Genomic DNA, 16,090 nt, shown 5'->3' with positions numbered 1-16,090 from the left:
CCATTTTGTTTACCTCCTATTGAAATTTATTTTTTTATTCCTGATTGGCCCAATCGGTTTACAGGAGAAAAATGTGACCTCTCCTTCTGATTTGTTCGTTTTAAGCCTGACCTCAATGTGTTTAATTGGGTTGACAGCTGGTTAAACCATTCTACGTCATGCGTTTCTAATGCAAGGTCAACTAAATAATGGATTTGCTCTTCTTGGACAGTCTCTGAAACCGAACATTTTATCACCCAATTATTTAGCGTTTCAATGGTTCTTCCGATGGTTTTCTCCTGATCACACGCGACTACATACACATTCACAGTCCCCTGCGAAAAATCGATCGCTTCAATAAACCCACGGATCAATTCTCCATCCTTCGATTTTCCCTTGACCCAATCCCCGATTTCAAATGGCGTCACGTAGGCCACCTCCGTATGTTACAAATAAAGTTACAGTTAAATGAAAAAAATTATAAGTTATCTGTAATAAATAATGTTACAGTATGCTTAAAAAAAGAGAGACCATATTACTGATACTGCTTAACTTTTTCCAGCACCGATTGAAGGGTGATCCGCTCCAAATATTTTTCAAAATAGACTTCAGCTTCATTGAAAATGAGATCCATCACCGGCTGAATGTTAGCGGATATGAGACAATTTTGCTTCGGGTCCCCTGTGCACCAGTGTGGTTTAAATGTCCCGCATGAAACCGTACGATAAACCTGGGCTAAGGTGATTTCCTGGGGATCACAATTCAGGATATACCCTCCTCCGATCCCTTGTTTTGTTTTCACGAAACCGTTCTTGCGTAAACAGCCCATGATCTTCCGAATTCTTGCTGGGTTGGTGGAAACATTCTTTGCGATCAAGTCGCTGCTTGCCATATGATCAGGTAAATAGGCCAAAAAGACTAAGCTGTGTACTGCAATCGTAAATTCGCTGTTCACTTATACCATTCACTTATCCCGGTTTCCATCATTAGGTTGATTTGCTTTTCCAAACGGACTTGCAACTCATCCAATGCCTTTTTTTTCCGTATTACTTCATTCAGCTTGGTTTCATATATTTGCAGCAATTCTTCACAATACTCGTCTTTTTTGTCGTACCCTTGATCTTCAGGGCAATGCAGAATATCTTTAATCTGATCGGTTGTTAGACCTAAATTAAGATATAGTTGGATCGTATTAATAGCTTCGATAATCGAATCATCGAATTCACGATAATTATTGTCAAGACGAGAAACAGTTATCAACCCTTTTTTCTCATAATGCCGTAAGGATCGAGAACTGATCCCGGTCATTTTAGCTATTTGACTTATTTTCAAAGCTCCACCTCCCTTCTTTTAAAATTATTAATTTCATCATAAAGTATGACACTAGTGTTAAAGTCAAGTTTTTTAGATATTAAAATAACATTTGGTGATAAAGGTATTACCTGCATATCTGGTAAACCATTATGAATCATTGTTCATCCTCCTCTACGGGTACCCACTTATCCCGGTTTTCCATCATTAGGTTGATTTGCTTTTCCAAACGGACTTGCGCCTCATCCAATGCCTTTTTTTGCCGTATCACTTCATTCATATGCGCATATGACCGACAACATAGAAGAAAAGGCCTCCCAACAGTTTAGTAAACTGATGGAAGACCTTCATCTATAGCCTATTTTATTCTCTTAGGTGAGCAAATAGGTGAGCATTTATTTAAAAACACTCCTAAACCCCTTACATATCAAGGGTTTTGGGCGATGATTACATCATACCGCCCATGCCGCCCATATCTGGCATAGCTGCTTTTTCCGGTTCTGGTTTGTCTGCGATTACCACTTCAGTAGTCAGGAACAATCCAGCTACGGATGCAGCGTGCTGCAGCGCAGAACGAGTAACCTTAGCAGGGTCAACGATACCTGCTTCGATCATGTTCACCCATTCGCCGGTAGCCGCGTTGAAGCCGATACCTGCTTGTTCTTTCTTCAGGCGCTCAACAATAACGGAGCCTTCTTCGCCTGCGTTTGCGGAAATCGTACGGATTGGCTCTTCCAGAGCACGCAGCACGATGTTCACGCCAGTTTTCTCGTCGCCTTCCACTGCAAGCGCAGCTACGGCGCTGTATACGTTCACGAGGGCTACGCCGCCGCCGGATACGATACCTTCTTCAACAGCCGCACGAGTAGCGTTCAATGCGTCTTCGATGCGCAGTTTGCGTTCTTTCAATTCAGTCTCGGTAGCTGCACCAACTTTAACTACGGCTACGCCGCCAGCCAGTTTAGCCAGACGCTCTTGCAGCTTCTCTTTGTCGAATTCGGAAGTGGTTTCTTCCAATTGCGTACGGATTTGGTTTACACGAGCTGTAATGTCAGCTTTATCTCCGCTTCCGTCAACGATTGTTGTGTTCTCTTTTGTAACGATGACTTGGCGAGCGTTACCCAGTTGCTCTACGCTGGTGCCCTTCAGATCCAGTCCGAGCTTCTCGGTAATCACTTGTCCGCCAGTCAACGCAGCGATATCCTGCAGCATTGCTTCGCGACGGTCGCCGAAGCCTGGTGCTTTCACTGCAACAGCGTTGAATGTACCGCGCAGCTTGTTCAAGATCAGCATCGCTTGCGCTTCGCCTTCGATGTCTTCAGCAATGATCAGAAGCGGTCTGCTTTGTTGTACGATTTTCTCCAGGATTGGCAGAATCTCTTGCGTGCTGCTGATTTTCTTATCTGTAATCAAGATGTACGGGTTATCCAGAACCGCTTCCATCTTATCTGTATCCGTAATCATGTACGGGGAAATATACCCACGGTCGAACTGCATTCCTTCTACAACCTCAAGCTCAGTAAAGAAGCCACGGGACTCTTCAACAGTGATTACGCCGTCTTTGCCGACTTTCTCCATAGCTTCAGCGATCAATTCGCCTACTTCTTCATCGCCAGCCGAAATTGCCGCAACTTGAGCGATGGATTGCTTGCCTTCGATTGATTTGGAAATCTTCTGCAGCTCTTCTACCGCAGCGCGAACCGCTTTGTCGATCCCTTTACGCAGACCGATTGGGCTTGCACCAGCTGTAACGTTCTTCAATCCTTCACGGATCAACGCTTGAGCCAATACAGTAGCTGTTGTTGTACCGTCTCCGGCTACATCGTTCGTCTTCGTTGCAACTTCCTTAACCAGTTGAGCACCCATGTTCTCGAATGCATCTTCCAGTTCGATTTCTTTGGCAATCGTTACGCCATCGTTAGTAATCAGCGGGCTGCCGAATTTTTTCTCCAGCACCACGTTGCGGCCTTTTGGTCCGAGAGTAACTTTTACTGCGTCTGCCAAAGCATCTACCCCGCGCAGCATCGCACGGCGAGCGTCTTCATTGAATTTAATCTCTTTTGCCATAATTCAATTACCTCCCTGAATGATTGTTAATTTGCTCTTTATTCATAAGGTCAGGCTGATGTACGCTTAACCCACAATCGCGTGGATGTCGCTTTCCTTCATAATTAAGTATTCTTTGCCTTCATATTTAACTTCAGTTCCCGCATATTTGGAGAACAGTACGCGGTCGCCTTCCTTCACTTCCAATGGAACACGTACCCCGTCCTTCAGTGTTCCGCTGCCAACAGCAACGACTTTACCTTCTTGCGGCTTCTCCTTCGCATTATCTGGAAGTACGATGCCAAATGCAGTCGTTTCCTCTTGCTCAATCGGTTCTACCAATACGCGCTCACCTAAAGGTTTGATCATGAAAATGTCCTCCTTTAAATATGTTTTGTTGAATTTAATAACGTTATCTATGCGTTAGCACTCGATACACATTAGTGCTAACAACCACTTTTTATGATACTCAAAATGAATCCAGATTTCAAGTTCCCCGCTGCATTTTTTTCGTAAGTTTGGCGGAATCGTTCCATGCGCCCTTTTCATGATATCCTCATATATCTATAAATATTCCAATTTGCTCTTTCAAATCTATGGATTTCTTCCAGTTTCCTAAACGTTCCCCAAATGAAACAAACACATCTTCCCGCTAGAAGATGTGTTTATCATGGCAGAATGCCTCTATGAATTAAATTTGGCTTCCCGTTCCGCATCCGCGGCCATCAGCTTGCGATGTACGCGCGCTGAAAGGAGCACGCTGATCTCATATAAAATAATGAGTGGAATAAGCACCAGAAATGCGGAGAGAAAATCCGCAGGCGTAATCATGACGGAAATCACCACAAGGGCAAAATACGCCACTCTTCTCATTTTCCGCAGCAGTTTTGGAGTCAGAATTCTAAGCTGAGTGAGAAACAAAATGACGATCGGCAGCTCGAAGAGCAGCGATATCGGGATGATAATATTAAACAAGAACTTGAAATAATCAGCCATTCCATAGGTTTCGATAAGTCCAAGCTCCGCATTAAGCTCCCCCGTAAACGTCATAGCCAGCGGAAACACGACATAATAACCGAATGAAATCCCGATCAAGAAGCACAGGAACACATAAGGAATGTATTTAAGCGTTGCCTTTCGTTCAGTAGGCCGAAGTCCAGGACTCACGAATGCCCAGACCTGATACAGCGTAAAGGGAAGGGTTACACCCAGCGCTACCATCATTGCTATTTTCATATATACGCCAACGCCGTCCCAGAAAGAGAAGGCATTGAGATTAATCTTCACGCCAGAGAGGGCATTTACCGTTACATAATCATAAATGGGTTTGACTGCAAAGAAAGCGGCAACCAGCACAAACACAAATACGAGCAGTACCCAAAATAACCGGCGGCGAAGTTCCGTTAAATGTTCGACCACGCTTTGCTGCGTCTCTTCAGCCATTTGCCGTCCTCCCCGACTCCTAAATTACTCGTAAGCATACAAACTACCAAATCGTATTACTCCGGAAGCCGTTTCTCGTCAGTTTTGGACGATTCTTGGGCAGATACCGAGATCTCCGGGGGCTGAGGCTTATCGCCCTGAGGGCGGTCCTCCATAATGTCCTGCGTTGCATCCTTGAATTCTTTGAAGGTCCGGCCTACGACGCGGCCAAGCTCCGGCAGTTTATTGGGTCCGAATATTAATAGCGCTGCGATGATAATCAATAACAATCCGCCTGCACTCATGTTGATTCCCCTTCCAAATGCACTTAAAAAATTTAGGCTTGCACAATACGCCCGTTTCATTCATACGCCCACATCATACCATAACTAAAATCACAGTAACAGTGCCGCTCTAAGACATCTTAGCGGCACTCATCCCGTTCCTTTCGACTATAGCCGAAATTGCCCCGTAACCATCAGCAGCGCTTCAGGCAGCTGATCCATAATGGCAGCCAAGTTTTCGTGAACCCCTTTTGGCGTGCCGGGCAGATTCACGATCAGCGTCCGGCCGCGAATACCGACGATGCCGCGAAACAGCATGCCTGCGGGATTCTTCTGCATAACCGAATAACGCATCGCTTCCGCCATACCTGGCACTTCGCGTTCAATCACTCGCCGCGTCGCCTCTGGGGTCACGTCCCGGATAGCCAACTCCGTACCTCCGGTTGTAAGGACTAGATCCGCCTGAAAATAATCTGTCATTTCAATTAAAGCCGCGATAATTTCATCCGGTTCATCGGGAACAATGCGGTATTCTACAATTTCCCCGCCGAGCTCTTCCTCTACAAGTTCCCGGATAACCTGGGCACTCGTATCCTCGCGTTCTCCCCGGGAGCCTTTATCGCTTGCCGTCAGGATCGCCGTTTTCCAAACCATGAAGTCACCCTCCTCATCCACATAGGAACTCCGTTTTTAATGTCTGAATTAAATCCTTTTAGATTGACGACTTATATTCATTATTATAGAAGCAATAATCAAAACCCAGATAAATAGTCCCCGCTTTTTCCACCCGTTTTGCTGCGGAGCAGGGTCGGGCCGATAACCATATCCTTTTGCAGCGCTTTGCACATGTCGTACACGGTTAATGCCGCGGCCGAAACGGCGGTGAGCGCCTCCATTTCCACGCCCGTCTTGCCTTCCGTCTTCACGGTTACCTCTATATACAGCTCGTTATGCCCATTATCCGCAAAAATGATGTTAACCCCGGTTAACGGCAACGGGTGACACATGGGAATCCAGTCAGAGGTCTTTTTGGCCCCTTGGATTCCGGCAATTTGCGCCACAGCAAGCACGTCCCCTTTGCCAACCTGGCCTTCCTTGATGGCCCGAAGCGTATCCGGATGCATCGTAATCGTCGATATGGCAACCGCGGTGCGGGCTGTGGCCTGCTTTCCTGAAATATCGACCATATTCGCTCTGCCCTGTTCATTAAAATGAGTCAATTTCCCTTCCCGGGATTCCGAAGACATAGACTTTCACTACTTTCATTGATATATATCGTACCGGAGGCTGTAAACAGCAGATCCACCCTGAAATCATGGGGCTCCATTGGAATACAGTCCGTCAATATTTGCTCTTGAAAAGCGAGCGCCGCAATTATAACGCCTGCCCCGCCGCCCTCTGAACACTGCAAAGCATCCATGAAGCGGTCGTAAAATCCTCCCCCGAAGCCGATTCGGCCTCCTGCCCTGTCGTAGGCAAGACCAGGAACCACCACGAGATCGATTTCATGCCAGCGCCTCTCGGGCCAAATGCCCGTATGCTCAGCTGGCTCGGGAATGCCCCAAACGCCAGGCAGCAATTCATCGGCTTCCTTCAATTCGTGCAAAAGAAACCGCCCACCCCCGGTGACCTTCGGGACCAATACACGGTCGCCCTGCCTCCAGCAGTTATTCATCAGCTCGCTTGTATCGGGCTCATCCCGAAAGGAAGCATAAATGAATACCGTAAGCGGTCTATCAAGCTCACGCCGCAGTGGCCCCAGAACTTCCCGTTCTGCCAGCAAGCTGCCCGCCAGCGACTGCTCTCGCCGCGATAGCTCCGGGATTTGAGACCGGCGTTCTCTCATCGCACGGCGCAAATGATGTTTAAGATCCGGGATATCTGTCATATAATTCCCTCATAGAATGATATATTCTCATCTAGTTTATCATTGTTGAAGCAAAATGAAAACTAAAGCGATTTCTGAAAAAATATCATAAATCCATGTATTTTCATAGCCCCGAAAATTCTAACATTTCATAAGACAAGGGACTTGCATAAAGAGCGATGCAATGCGCTGCCGTTTCATGTACACTAAATGTAGAAAGAATAAGCGGAGGATTCAGATGTTATGCTACTTCAAGCGACTAATATTACGAAACGATATGGTGTTACCGAAATACTTCACGGCATTAACCTGCAAGTTTTAGAGCGGGACCGCATCGGCCTGGTTGGCGTCAACGGGGCCGGAAAGTCGACGCTATTGCAAATATTAGCTCAGGAATTGTCATATGATGAAGGGCAAATTTTTAAAGCGAAGGAAACCACGATCGGGTATCTCGCCCAAAACAGCGGGCTGCAATCAGAGCTCACGATCTGGGAGGAAATGCTGAATGTCTTCGCTTCATTGCTGGATGCGGAACGCGAGCTTCGCAGCATGGAGCAAGAAATCGCGGCTTTGTCCGAGCATCATGATGATGACAAGGCGTACCAGGATTTGCTGGAGCGGTACGCCCGAAAACAAGACTGGTTCAAAGATAACGGCGGTTACGAGATCGAAACTCGCATTCGCAGCGTGCTTCACGGCATGGGCTTCGGCAGCTTCCCGCCGGATACAATCATTTCCACGCTGAGCGGCGGGCAGAGAACCCGGCTCGCTTTAGCCCGAATTTTGCTCCAGGCCCCCGATCTGCTCATGCTTGACGAACCGACGAACCATTTGGACATTGAGACGTTAACCTGGCTGGAGGATTACCTCCGCAATTATTCCGGAGCGCTGCTGATCGTATCGCATGACCGTTATTTCCTGGATCGGCTCGTCACGGCCATCGTCGAAATCGAGCGCCATCAATCAAAAAGGTATACGGGCAATTACACGCGTTACATCGCACTAAAGGCAGCTGAATACGAAAGCCAGATGAAATTGTACGAAAAACAGCTGGATGAAATTTCTCGTATGGAAACTTTCATCCAGCGCAACATTGTGCGGGCATCGACGACCAAACGGGCGCAAAGCCGCCGTAAAGCGCTAGAGAAGATGGATATCATGGATAGGCCGACCGGGGATCTGAAGCGAGCGAGCTTTTCCTTTGAAGCAGAGTACATGACCGGCAAGGATGTGCTGCAGGTTGACGGCCTGTCCTATTCCTTTGCCGACAATAAGAACCCGCTGTTTCGCAACGTATCATTCTATTTGCGGCGCGGCGAGACGGTTGCTCTAATCGGTCCTAACGGAATAGGCAAGTCGACCTTGCTCAAAATCTTGACTGGAGATTTCAAAGCTTCCTCCGGATCGATAGCATGGGGCAGCAAAGTAAAAGTCGGATACTATGATCAGGAGCAGACCCACCTCAATGTGGCAAACACCGTGCTGGAGGAAGTGTGGAGCGCATTTCCGCATATGGAAGAGGCAAGAATCCGCACGGTACTGGGCAACTTTCTGTTCAGCGGTGAGGACGTCCAGAAGAAAATCGCGGCACTTAGCGGCGGCGAGAAAGCAAGGGTCGCGCTAGCCAAGCTGATGCTCCAAAAAGCCAACGTCCTCATTCTCGACGAGCCGACCAACCACCTGGATTTATTCAGCAAAGAGGTACTTGAGTCCGCTCTACTCGATTATGACGGGACATTGCTGTTCATTTCTCACGACCGTTATTTCCTTAATAAAATGGCGGAACGGATCGTCGAACTCCACCCCGACAGCGCCCATCATTTCCTGGGGAATTATGACGACTACTTAGCGAAATTACAAGAGCTTGAGGAACTTGCGGCTGAAAACGCCACGGTGCAAGCACCCAAGCCAGCTGCGGCTCATGGCGGTCCTTCCGGAGCCGACGCTTCTGCGGCCAAGAATGGGGCCGCAACATTCGAAGCGGAAAAACAAGCGAAGCGCGAGGAGCGCTTGCGGCAGCGTCGGCTGGAGCAGCTCGAACAGTCGATTTCCGAATTGGAAGAGCAAATCACGGCCATTGAAGCGGAATTAACGTTACCCGAGGTCTATCAGGACTATACGGCTGTACAGGAGCGGCAGCTTCTGATCGACGAGCGCAAGCAACAATTAACGGCTGCCTATGAGGAATGGGAGTCGCTGGCGGAAGCTTAAAAAATATTTTTTACATGGACTTAACAATTGACATCAGTTACGCACAAACTTATCCACAAACTCACTTTCAACTAACAATGAAAAACGGCCTCTCAGGCCGTTTTTTTCCTTTAAAAACAATGTTTTTACGAAATAAGGCTGATTATCCACCGAATTATCCACATTATCCACAGTTTTCAGAAAAAATCATTCCTTCTTTTCGTAAAACGGTCAACCTCTTGGTGCGCAAGCTTTCATTCTTCTTTCATTAAGTTAGTCTACAATCTGTGGATAACTTTGTCCACATCTTGACAAAGGACGTTGGCTTAAAGTACGGAGTTCATTTTGTCTAGTGCTTCGTTCCCTAATTCCACGGTTACTCCCCTCCGTTCCAGTCCTGCGAATTCCAAATTGAATTTCAGAAAATCTATGCTCGACATAAATGCCGATTTATCAATAAAAACTGACACCTCAGCTCGTCCCGAGCCAAACGTTGCGCTAGCGACATAATAACCTTCGTTCCTACTTCTCTCTACCTAATCTAGCGGTGCACAGGTATTCCTAGCAAATACTAAACCCATCTAACAGCCTATTGCTAGAACCGAACGACACTCTTTATCATCTTAACTAGCCTTTGCATCCTTTTTTTTCGACATCAATTGTCGTAGTATGGCAGCTTAGAATTAAAATAGAGAGAGAACAAAACAAATTGGACGGGATCATGATCTATTGTTAATCATGAAAGGAGAGAGTCAAATGAAAACCTTAAAAACCGCCGCACTCTTCATTTTAAGTCTAAGTTTGATTTATTTAGGGGGCTGCCAGAGCAGCAGCGCTTCCAAACAAGCCTCCTCAGGGGCACAAGCCCCACAATTCCAAACCTCTACGCTTCCGGGGGGTGGCATCGCTTTTCCGCATAACGAACGGATACATCTTTCGACCGATCAGAAATGGGTCGCGAGTGAAGGACATTTATCCGACCTGATCCGCTTGCAGTGGACAGCTGAGCGGGCCAAACCAGCGATCGCCTGGGCCGATGAGAAGGGAATGGACAAGACGGCCATCGTCTCCCATGACAAAGCCAACAATCCTGAGCAGCATGACCATAAACATATTTCGATCGAAACTACGATGTCCCCGGATGGGGAGCATAAGGACGAGCTATTCACGCGCTTTGAAATTCCTTACGATACTGACGTATCGGAAATCCGCACCCATTCCTCCAACTTCAATGTGATGGATGGCATATTAAGAGTGGCGGGCGAGGGAAACCGGGATTTGCAATTTGCCAAGACAGGAAAAGAGAACGAAACGACTCCGCTCTGGAGCCTGAGAGCCGACAGCTCCGATCTTGCGGGCAATAATGCGGGAGGGGACTTCAATTTAGTTCGCTATTCGGACGAAGGGGAAGCGATCGATAGTTCCCTGTTCGTGCAAAGAAGCGACGGAAATGTCGGCGTGGGCACGAGTGAACCGCAGAGCAAGCTGGATGTGAACGGGGACGGCATATCGATTCGCGAAGCAAAGACCCCTGCCTCCTCCAGCGCTCCGGGAAATAAAGGTGACATCGCCTGGGACGAAAATTACATTTACGTCTGCGTCGCCAAAGATACCTGGAAACGGACAGAGCTCTCTTCCTGGTAACTTTGCTCCCGAATTTAATAAAAACAGCAATCCGAACCTTGGCAAAAGGACGCTCAATGCCTCTCGCCAAGGTTCTTCCTATTGTCCGATAACTTGAAGTCGGCCTATCCAAGCGATAAAATATATTGTCATACAGGGCTAAAGAAAGGTGATGCGCCATGACCCGCAAAGTCGTTAACAACATCTCCGAGCTCGTCGGAGATACCCCAGCCGTGAAGCTGAACCGTCTTGTCAGCGAGCAGGACGCCGAGGTCTATGTCAAGCTGGAATACTTCAATCCGAGCGGCAGCGTCAAGGACCGCGCGGCTTCCCATATGATCCGCGAAGCGGAAAAGGCAGGCAAGCTGAAGCCCGGCGCGACGATCATCGAGCCGACCAGCGGCAATACCGGCATCGGACTCGCGATGAACGCCGCAGCCAAGGGCTACAAGACAATCCTTGTCATGCCCGATAACATGACCAAAGAGCGTATTAACATTTTGAAGGCTTACGGTGCGCAGGTAGTGCTCACGCCCGCAGCCAAACGGATGCCTGGGGCCATCGAAAAAGCGAAGCAACTCCTTGCCGAAATCCCCGGCAGCTTCATGCCGCAACAATTCCAGAACGAAGCGAACCCGGAGATCCACCGCCTGACCACCGGGCCCGAGATCGTGCAACAAATGGAAGGCAGGCTCGATGCATTCGTCGCCACCTCTGGAACAGGAGGAACAATTACGGGAACTGGCGAGTATTTGCGAGAGCATATTCCCGGCATCCGAATCGCCGTCGTCGAACCGAAGGGTTCCCCGGTGCTGTCCGGCGGAGAGCCGGGTCCGCATAAGCTCGTTGGCACCAGTCCGGGTTTTGTTCCGCCTATTCTTAATACCAGCGTCTATGACGAGATCGTTCAGGTGTCCGACGAGGATGCGCTGGAGACAACCCGTCGTCTAGCGGCCTTGGAAGGCATTCTGGTCGGCCCCTCCGCAGGAGCCTCCGTCTGGACAGCGCTTCAATTCGCGCGCCAGCTTGGAGCAGGCAAGCGTATTTTATGCATTGCACCGGATACGGGCGAACGATATTTAAGCATGGACATCTTCTCTTAAAGAGATATAATAAACCAAGTACAATAAATGAGGTGCCCGACCATGAGCGAAATCATTCAGGGAGTTTCCCATATCGACACGACAGAGTTAAGCGATATACTAAAGGACCCCGGCAATCGAACCATTATTATCGACGTCAGAGAACCGGAGGAGTACATCCAGGCCCACATTCCAGGCGTTCCGCTCATTCCCATGGGGGAGATTATCGGCTATATGGACGATTTGGACCCGGAGCGGGAATACGTATTCATATGCCGAAGCGGGCAGCGAAGCTTCGGCGTAGCCAGATACTTTCAGCAGAACGGATTCGACGCAGTGCATAACTATGCCGGCGGCATGCTCGATTGGGACGGGGAAATGGCCACTGGCCTCGAGAACGTCATTGAGCAGCCTTTAGATCCCAAGAAACTGGAAAGATAACGCCACTGCCCACGAAATGGGCAGACAAAAAAATCTCTCCTTCCGATCACGGACATTTGCCTAATGCCCTGCGATCGAAGGAGAGATTTTCTTTCTATTCTATTCCGCCTGATATTGGAAATAGTCAAAATACGCCGGAGCCTCGGAATTCCGGCCGTTCCCGGTCGCATACATCCCGATCAAGGCCCCGGTAAAGCCGCCGTTGCCCTCTGGAGACAATCCGCGGGCCGGCGCGGATCCCGCTTCATGCCACGCCTCCCCATCCAAGGAGTACATCAGTGCATATTCTCTTTCCTTGGCAACTATGCGCAGCCATACATGCTCAGCAGAAATCGGCTTCTCCGCCAGGATGGTCGTCAGTCCCCGATCCGTCATCACAGCGGTCAAAACCTGAACTCCCTCCCTCAAGCGGATGCCGAGCGTCAAATTTCCCTGCTCGTTCAGCCTAACGGCGATGCCCGCTTCTTCTCCTTCCTGCTGCGGAGCGAATTGAAGCTCGGTCGTCACGGTGACGATCCGATGCTGCTGGCGGACGCCGAGGAACAAGGCCGGGCCTATATCCCGCAGTGCAAGGGCATTCCCCTTTAACGCAACGTACCCGTGCCGCATGCCCAGCAGCGCCTGTTCCTCCTGTGCGGCCAGAAGGAATGTCCAGCGGTTCCCTAACTGTGCATCCGCGAAATCATCCCGCCAATACGGCTCAACCGCCGACGCCGAAGACGGCAACGGGATGACCGCACCTTCCGCTGCCATCTCCAGCCTCACCGTTCCTTCATTATTGTCCACCACCGGCCAGCCATCCTCCGTCCATTGCACGGGAGCCAGGAAGGTTTCTCGGCCGAGTACGCTGTACTGACCGTCCACCGGACGAACACCAAGAAACATCGCCCACCATCTTCCTGCCATGTCCTCGACCAAATCGGCATGACCGACGTTTTGAATCGGATCATTAGCAAGGCGGTTATGGGTCAGCATCGGATGAGGCATCATCTCAAACGGACCGTAAGGCGCATCGCCCCGGTAGACCAAGACGCGATGATCTCGGCCTGTGCCTCCGCAGGCACAAGTCAAATAGTAGCGGCCGTTGATTTTGTAGAGATGCGGCCCTTCCGTCCATACTCCTCCATCGCCCCGGGCCACGACCACTGGCTCGCTTAGCGCCGTACCTGTCTTAATATCAATCTCATACTGAATAATATGGGATTCCTTGTCCGCCCCCATTTGCGCAGTCACGTACACCTTGCCATCATCGTCGAACATCAGCGACGGATCGATGTTCCCGTATGGGATCTGGATCGGATCGCTCCACGGTCCGACAGGATCGGAAGCCGTCATGTAGAAATTACCAATGCCCATTACGTCCGTTGTAATGATATAGAAGACGCCCTCATGATATCTTAAAGTAGGCGCATAAATGCCCTCCGAGCTTCTGCGGCCGGACAGATCGATCTGGCTCGTCCGCGTTAGCGCATGCCCGATCTGCCGCCAATGAATCAGATCCTTACTGTGGAAAATCGGCAAGCCGGGAACATATTCAAACGAGCTCGCCGCCATGTAATAATCGCTGCCTACTCTAATTACGCTAGGATCGGGATAAAAGCCCGGCAATACCGGGTTGCTGTATGTCATCTTCATATTCATCCTTCTGCTCCTCTCAGCTTATGTATATAACACTGCCGAGCGATCGGCCGTAATTTTACCATTCTCGTAAAAAATCGAATTTCCTGCATATATGCTCCATGAGTCGATTCCTCCTTATCGGGTTATTGGCTCCAAATAGCATACGAGACCAGGGAATGCCTCCCTGATCTCTTCATTTCGTTCTATTAAACTCTACTAGCCCTATTGACCCTGATGTTCTCGTTCTATGAACCAGCTATCTCTGCCAGGCGATAATAAGCCGGCTTCGGCTGATGCTGGCCATCGAATAGGAACGGCCAATTTTTGCGCCCGCGCACCGGGAAATTATCAAGCCACGTATAATCGTCGGCCGCTCCCCAGAACGTCACCGCGCCGATTACGTCCTTATACTCCTTAAGCAGTTTGAACATCTGCTCATACCTCTGCTCTTGAAGCTCGATGAGCTCGGCCGGCGCCTCCTTCAAATCCGTTCGCTTGTCGTCGAAGGCGAACATCGATACATCGAGCTCGGTCAACTGCAGCTGCAGCCCCAGCGAAGCGTACTTTTCGATCGCTGCACGGATGTCATCCAGCGATGGACCGTACAGATTCCAGTGCGCCTGCAGGCCGATGCCATGGATAGGGACGCCTTGCTCCACCAGTAGCTGGACGAGCCTGTAGATCTTTTCTCTTTTTAGCGGATTCGATTCATTGTAGTCATTGTAAAATAACAGGGCATTTGGATCTGCCTCATGCGCAAGCTCAAACGCTTTGGCGATGAAATCGATCCCGGCGATTTCCGTCCATTTCGATTCCCGGAGCAGTTCCTGCCCTTCATCGGCAATGACCTCGTTCACGACGTCCCAAGCATAGATATGCTCTTTATATCGCCCTACCACCGTATGAATATGCTCCTTCATCCGTGCGTACAGCGTCTCTTTGCTGACCAGGCTCCCGCTGCCGTTCTCGAACAGCCAATCCGTCGTCTGGTTATGCCAGACCAGTGTATGCCCTCTGACCTGCATGCCGTAGCGCTTGGCGAAATCCACGATAGTATCCGCGTCCGCGAACGTGAAGTTGCCTTCCTCCGGCTGGAGGTTCATGAACTTCATCTCATTTTCGGCGGTAATGCTGTTGAAGTGATAAGCGAGCAACTCCTCCTGCGTTTGAATCGTCCGCGGATTCACGGCGGCTCCAATCTGGAAGCAATCAGCGAAGATCTCCTTCAGCTTCGGCTCATTTCGTTTCATAACGCTGCTCATCATCCTTTGACCCCTCCTAACGTCATCCCTTGAACGAAGTATTTTTGCAGGAATGGATATACCAAAATAATAGGCACGCTCGCCACGATCGTCATCGTTGCGCGGATCGACGTCGGCGTTACCCGGTTGATGGCTGCTTCCGAGCCGGAGAACATGCTCGCATAGTCGTTGCCGCTGTTCATGGATGTATTCGAGTTCTGCAGTATTTTCATAAGCTCATACTGAAGGGTGCTCAGGTTCACATTCGATGAATTGTACAAGAACACATCGAACCAGGAGTTCCACTGGGATACGGCAGAGAACAGGGAGACGGTAGCAATTACCGGCAAACAGAGCGGCAGGACTACCCGGAGGAATGTCGTGAATTCGCCTGCGCCGTCGATGCGGGCAGACTCCAGAATGCCTTCCGGAAGCTTCTCGATAAAAGACCGGATTATGATGACGTTAAATACGCCGATCAGGCCCGGAATGATATAGACCCAGAAGCTGTTCATCAAGCCAAGCTCCCGGATAAGCAGGAAGTTCGGGATCAGCCCCCCGCTGAAATACATCGTCAAAATAAACGCGATCGAAATAAACTTGCGGAGCACGTATTCCGGCCGGGCGATCGTGTATGCGACCATCGTACAGCAGAAAACGGACAGTATCGTGCCAATCACGGTACGCAGCGCCGAAATCAGCGTCGCATGGAAAATCGTTGCTTCCTCAAATACGTATTTGTAGTTCTCCCACGTAAACACCCGCGGCCATAAATAAATGCCGCCCTTAATGGAATCATTGGCCGTATTCAATGATACGGCGAGCGTGTTGAGAAACGGATAAAGCGTGACGATCATAAGGCAAATCATGAAGATGATATTGAATGTATCGAACAGCCGGTCCGATGGCGATTTGAACCGGGCATGCACTTTAGGCGCTTTAGATAGCGACTTAGCCATATTGAATCCTCCTTAAGAAGTACGA

The 16,090-nt window shown here is 49.4% G+C and carries 20 protein-coding genes; 5 read left to right on the top strand and 15 right to left on the bottom strand.

Features of this window, described 5'->3' with window-relative positions:
• Positions 1-26: 26 nt before the first annotated feature.
• From ACYUJT_RS17980 to ACYUJT_RS17925, 12 genes are all read right to left on the bottom strand, one after another.
• Positions 27-407, bottom strand: a complete 381-nt coding sequence (locus ACYUJT_RS17980; protein ID WP_460324683.1) for an IDEAL domain-containing protein — start codon at positions 405-407, stop codon at positions 27-29.
• A 107-nt stretch (positions 408-514) separates the two neighbouring features.
• Positions 515-934 carry an Rrf2 family transcriptional regulator gene (locus ACYUJT_RS17975; RefSeq protein ID WP_460324681.1) on the bottom strand — a complete coding sequence of 140 codons (420 nt, stop codon included), beginning with the start codon at positions 932-934 and terminating at the stop codon, positions 515-517.
• On the bottom strand, positions 931-1,311 hold the full coding sequence (locus ACYUJT_RS17970; protein ID WP_460324679.1) for a MerR family transcriptional regulator: 381 nt from the start codon (positions 1,309-1,311) through the stop codon (positions 931-933). The genes ACYUJT_RS17975 and ACYUJT_RS17970 overlap by 4 nt, the downstream gene beginning before the upstream one ends.
• A complete protein-coding gene (locus ACYUJT_RS17965; RefSeq protein WP_460324678.1) occupies positions 1,308-1,451 on the bottom strand; it encodes a hypothetical protein in 144 nt (47 codons plus the stop codon). Before ACYUJT_RS17965 ends, ACYUJT_RS17970 begins: the two co-directional genes overlap by 4 nt.
• The gene (locus ACYUJT_RS17960; RefSeq protein ID WP_460324677.1) at positions 1,448-1,570 is read right to left on the bottom strand and encodes a hypothetical protein; all 123 of its coding nucleotides are present in this window, start codon (positions 1,568-1,570) and stop codon (positions 1,448-1,450) included. The genes ACYUJT_RS17965 and ACYUJT_RS17960 overlap by 4 nt, the downstream gene beginning before the upstream one ends.
• Before the next feature lie 167 nt (positions 1,571-1,737).
• Positions 1,738-3,357, bottom strand: coding sequence for a chaperonin GroEL (groL, locus tag ACYUJT_RS17955; RefSeq protein ID WP_460324675.1), 1,620 nt, complete (start codon positions 3,355-3,357; stop codon positions 1,738-1,740).
• 66 nt (positions 3,358-3,423) lie between these two features.
• A complete protein-coding gene (gene groES, locus ACYUJT_RS17950; RefSeq protein WP_155611430.1) occupies positions 3,424-3,705 on the bottom strand; it encodes a co-chaperone GroES in 282 nt (93 codons plus the stop codon).
• Positions 3,706-4,020: 315 nt separating this feature from the next.
• Positions 4,021-4,779 carry a twin-arginine translocase subunit TatC gene (tatC, locus tag ACYUJT_RS17945; protein WP_460324673.1) on the bottom strand — a complete coding sequence of 253 codons (759 nt, stop codon included), beginning with the start codon at positions 4,777-4,779 and terminating at the stop codon, positions 4,021-4,023.
• A 56-nt stretch (positions 4,780-4,835) separates the two neighbouring features.
• Positions 4,836-5,063, bottom strand: coding sequence for a twin-arginine translocase TatA/TatE family subunit (locus tag ACYUJT_RS17940; protein WP_460324671.1), 228 nt, complete (start codon positions 5,061-5,063; stop codon positions 4,836-4,838).
• A gap of 147 nt (positions 5,064-5,210) precedes the next feature.
• Positions 5,211-5,696 carry a MogA/MoaB family molybdenum cofactor biosynthesis protein gene (locus tag ACYUJT_RS17935; protein WP_460324669.1) on the bottom strand — a complete coding sequence of 162 codons (486 nt, stop codon included), beginning with the start codon at positions 5,694-5,696 and terminating at the stop codon, positions 5,211-5,213.
• 98 nt (positions 5,697-5,794) lie between these two features.
• Entirely contained in the window at positions 5,795-6,289 is a 495-nt protein-coding gene (moaC, locus tag ACYUJT_RS17930; RefSeq protein ID WP_460324667.1) for a cyclic pyranopterin monophosphate synthase MoaC, read from the bottom strand.
• Positions 6,259-6,930, bottom strand: a complete 672-nt coding sequence (locus tag ACYUJT_RS17925) for a 5-formyltetrahydrofolate cyclo-ligase (protein WP_460324665.1) — start codon at positions 6,928-6,930, stop codon at positions 6,259-6,261. Before ACYUJT_RS17925 ends, moaC begins: the two co-directional genes overlap by 31 nt.
• Positions 6,931-7,152: 222 nt before the next feature.
• On the opposite strand from ACYUJT_RS17925, the gene ACYUJT_RS17920 reads away from it, so the two are divergent.
• From ACYUJT_RS17920 to ACYUJT_RS17900, 5 genes are all read left to right on the top strand, one after another.
• Positions 7,153-9,120, top strand: a complete 1,968-nt coding sequence (locus tag ACYUJT_RS17920) for an ABC-F family ATP-binding cassette domain-containing protein (RefSeq protein ID WP_460324663.1) — start codon at positions 7,153-7,155, stop codon at positions 9,118-9,120.
• Positions 9,096-9,371: a hypothetical protein gene (locus ACYUJT_RS17915; protein ID WP_460324842.1), complete on the top strand. Its 276-nt coding sequence runs from the start codon at positions 9,096-9,098 to the stop codon at positions 9,369-9,371. Before ACYUJT_RS17920 ends, ACYUJT_RS17915 begins: the two co-directional genes overlap by 25 nt.
• A 484-nt stretch (positions 9,372-9,855) precedes the next feature.
• Entirely contained in the window at positions 9,856-10,743 is an 888-nt protein-coding gene (locus ACYUJT_RS17910; RefSeq protein WP_460324661.1) for a hypothetical protein, read from the top strand.
• 158 nt (positions 10,744-10,901) lie between these two features.
• Positions 10,902-11,825, top strand: coding sequence for a cysteine synthase A (cysK, locus tag ACYUJT_RS17905; RefSeq protein WP_460324659.1), 924 nt, complete (start codon positions 10,902-10,904; stop codon positions 11,823-11,825).
• 42 nt (positions 11,826-11,867) lie between these two features.
• Complete coding sequence (locus ACYUJT_RS17900; RefSeq protein ID WP_460324657.1) at positions 11,868-12,245, top strand: rhodanese-like domain-containing protein; 378 nt, start codon at positions 11,868-11,870, stop codon at positions 12,243-12,245.
• Positions 12,246-12,344: 99 nt separating this feature from the next.
• On the opposite strand, the gene ACYUJT_RS17895 is transcribed toward ACYUJT_RS17900, so the two are convergent.
• The 3 genes from ACYUJT_RS17895 to ACYUJT_RS17885 form a co-directional block, all read right to left on the bottom strand.
• On the bottom strand, positions 12,345-13,886 hold the full coding sequence (locus tag ACYUJT_RS17895; protein WP_460324655.1) for a glycoside hydrolase family 43 protein: 1,542 nt from the start codon (positions 13,884-13,886) through the stop codon (positions 12,345-12,347).
• A 224-nt stretch (positions 13,887-14,110) separates the two neighbouring features.
• Entirely contained in the window at positions 14,111-15,127 is a 1,017-nt protein-coding gene (locus tag ACYUJT_RS17890; RefSeq protein ID WP_460324829.1) for an endo-1,4-beta-xylanase, read from the bottom strand.
• Positions 15,127-16,065: a carbohydrate ABC transporter permease gene (locus ACYUJT_RS17885; RefSeq protein WP_460324653.1), complete on the bottom strand. Its 939-nt coding sequence runs from the start codon at positions 16,063-16,065 to the stop codon at positions 15,127-15,129. The genes ACYUJT_RS17890 and ACYUJT_RS17885 overlap by 1 nt, the downstream gene beginning before the upstream one ends.
• Positions 16,066-16,090 lie beyond the last annotated feature (25 nt).

The organism is Paenibacillus sp. YSY-4.3 (assembly GCF_054767475.1).
This window is presented reverse-complemented; position numbering and strand designations above follow the sequence as displayed.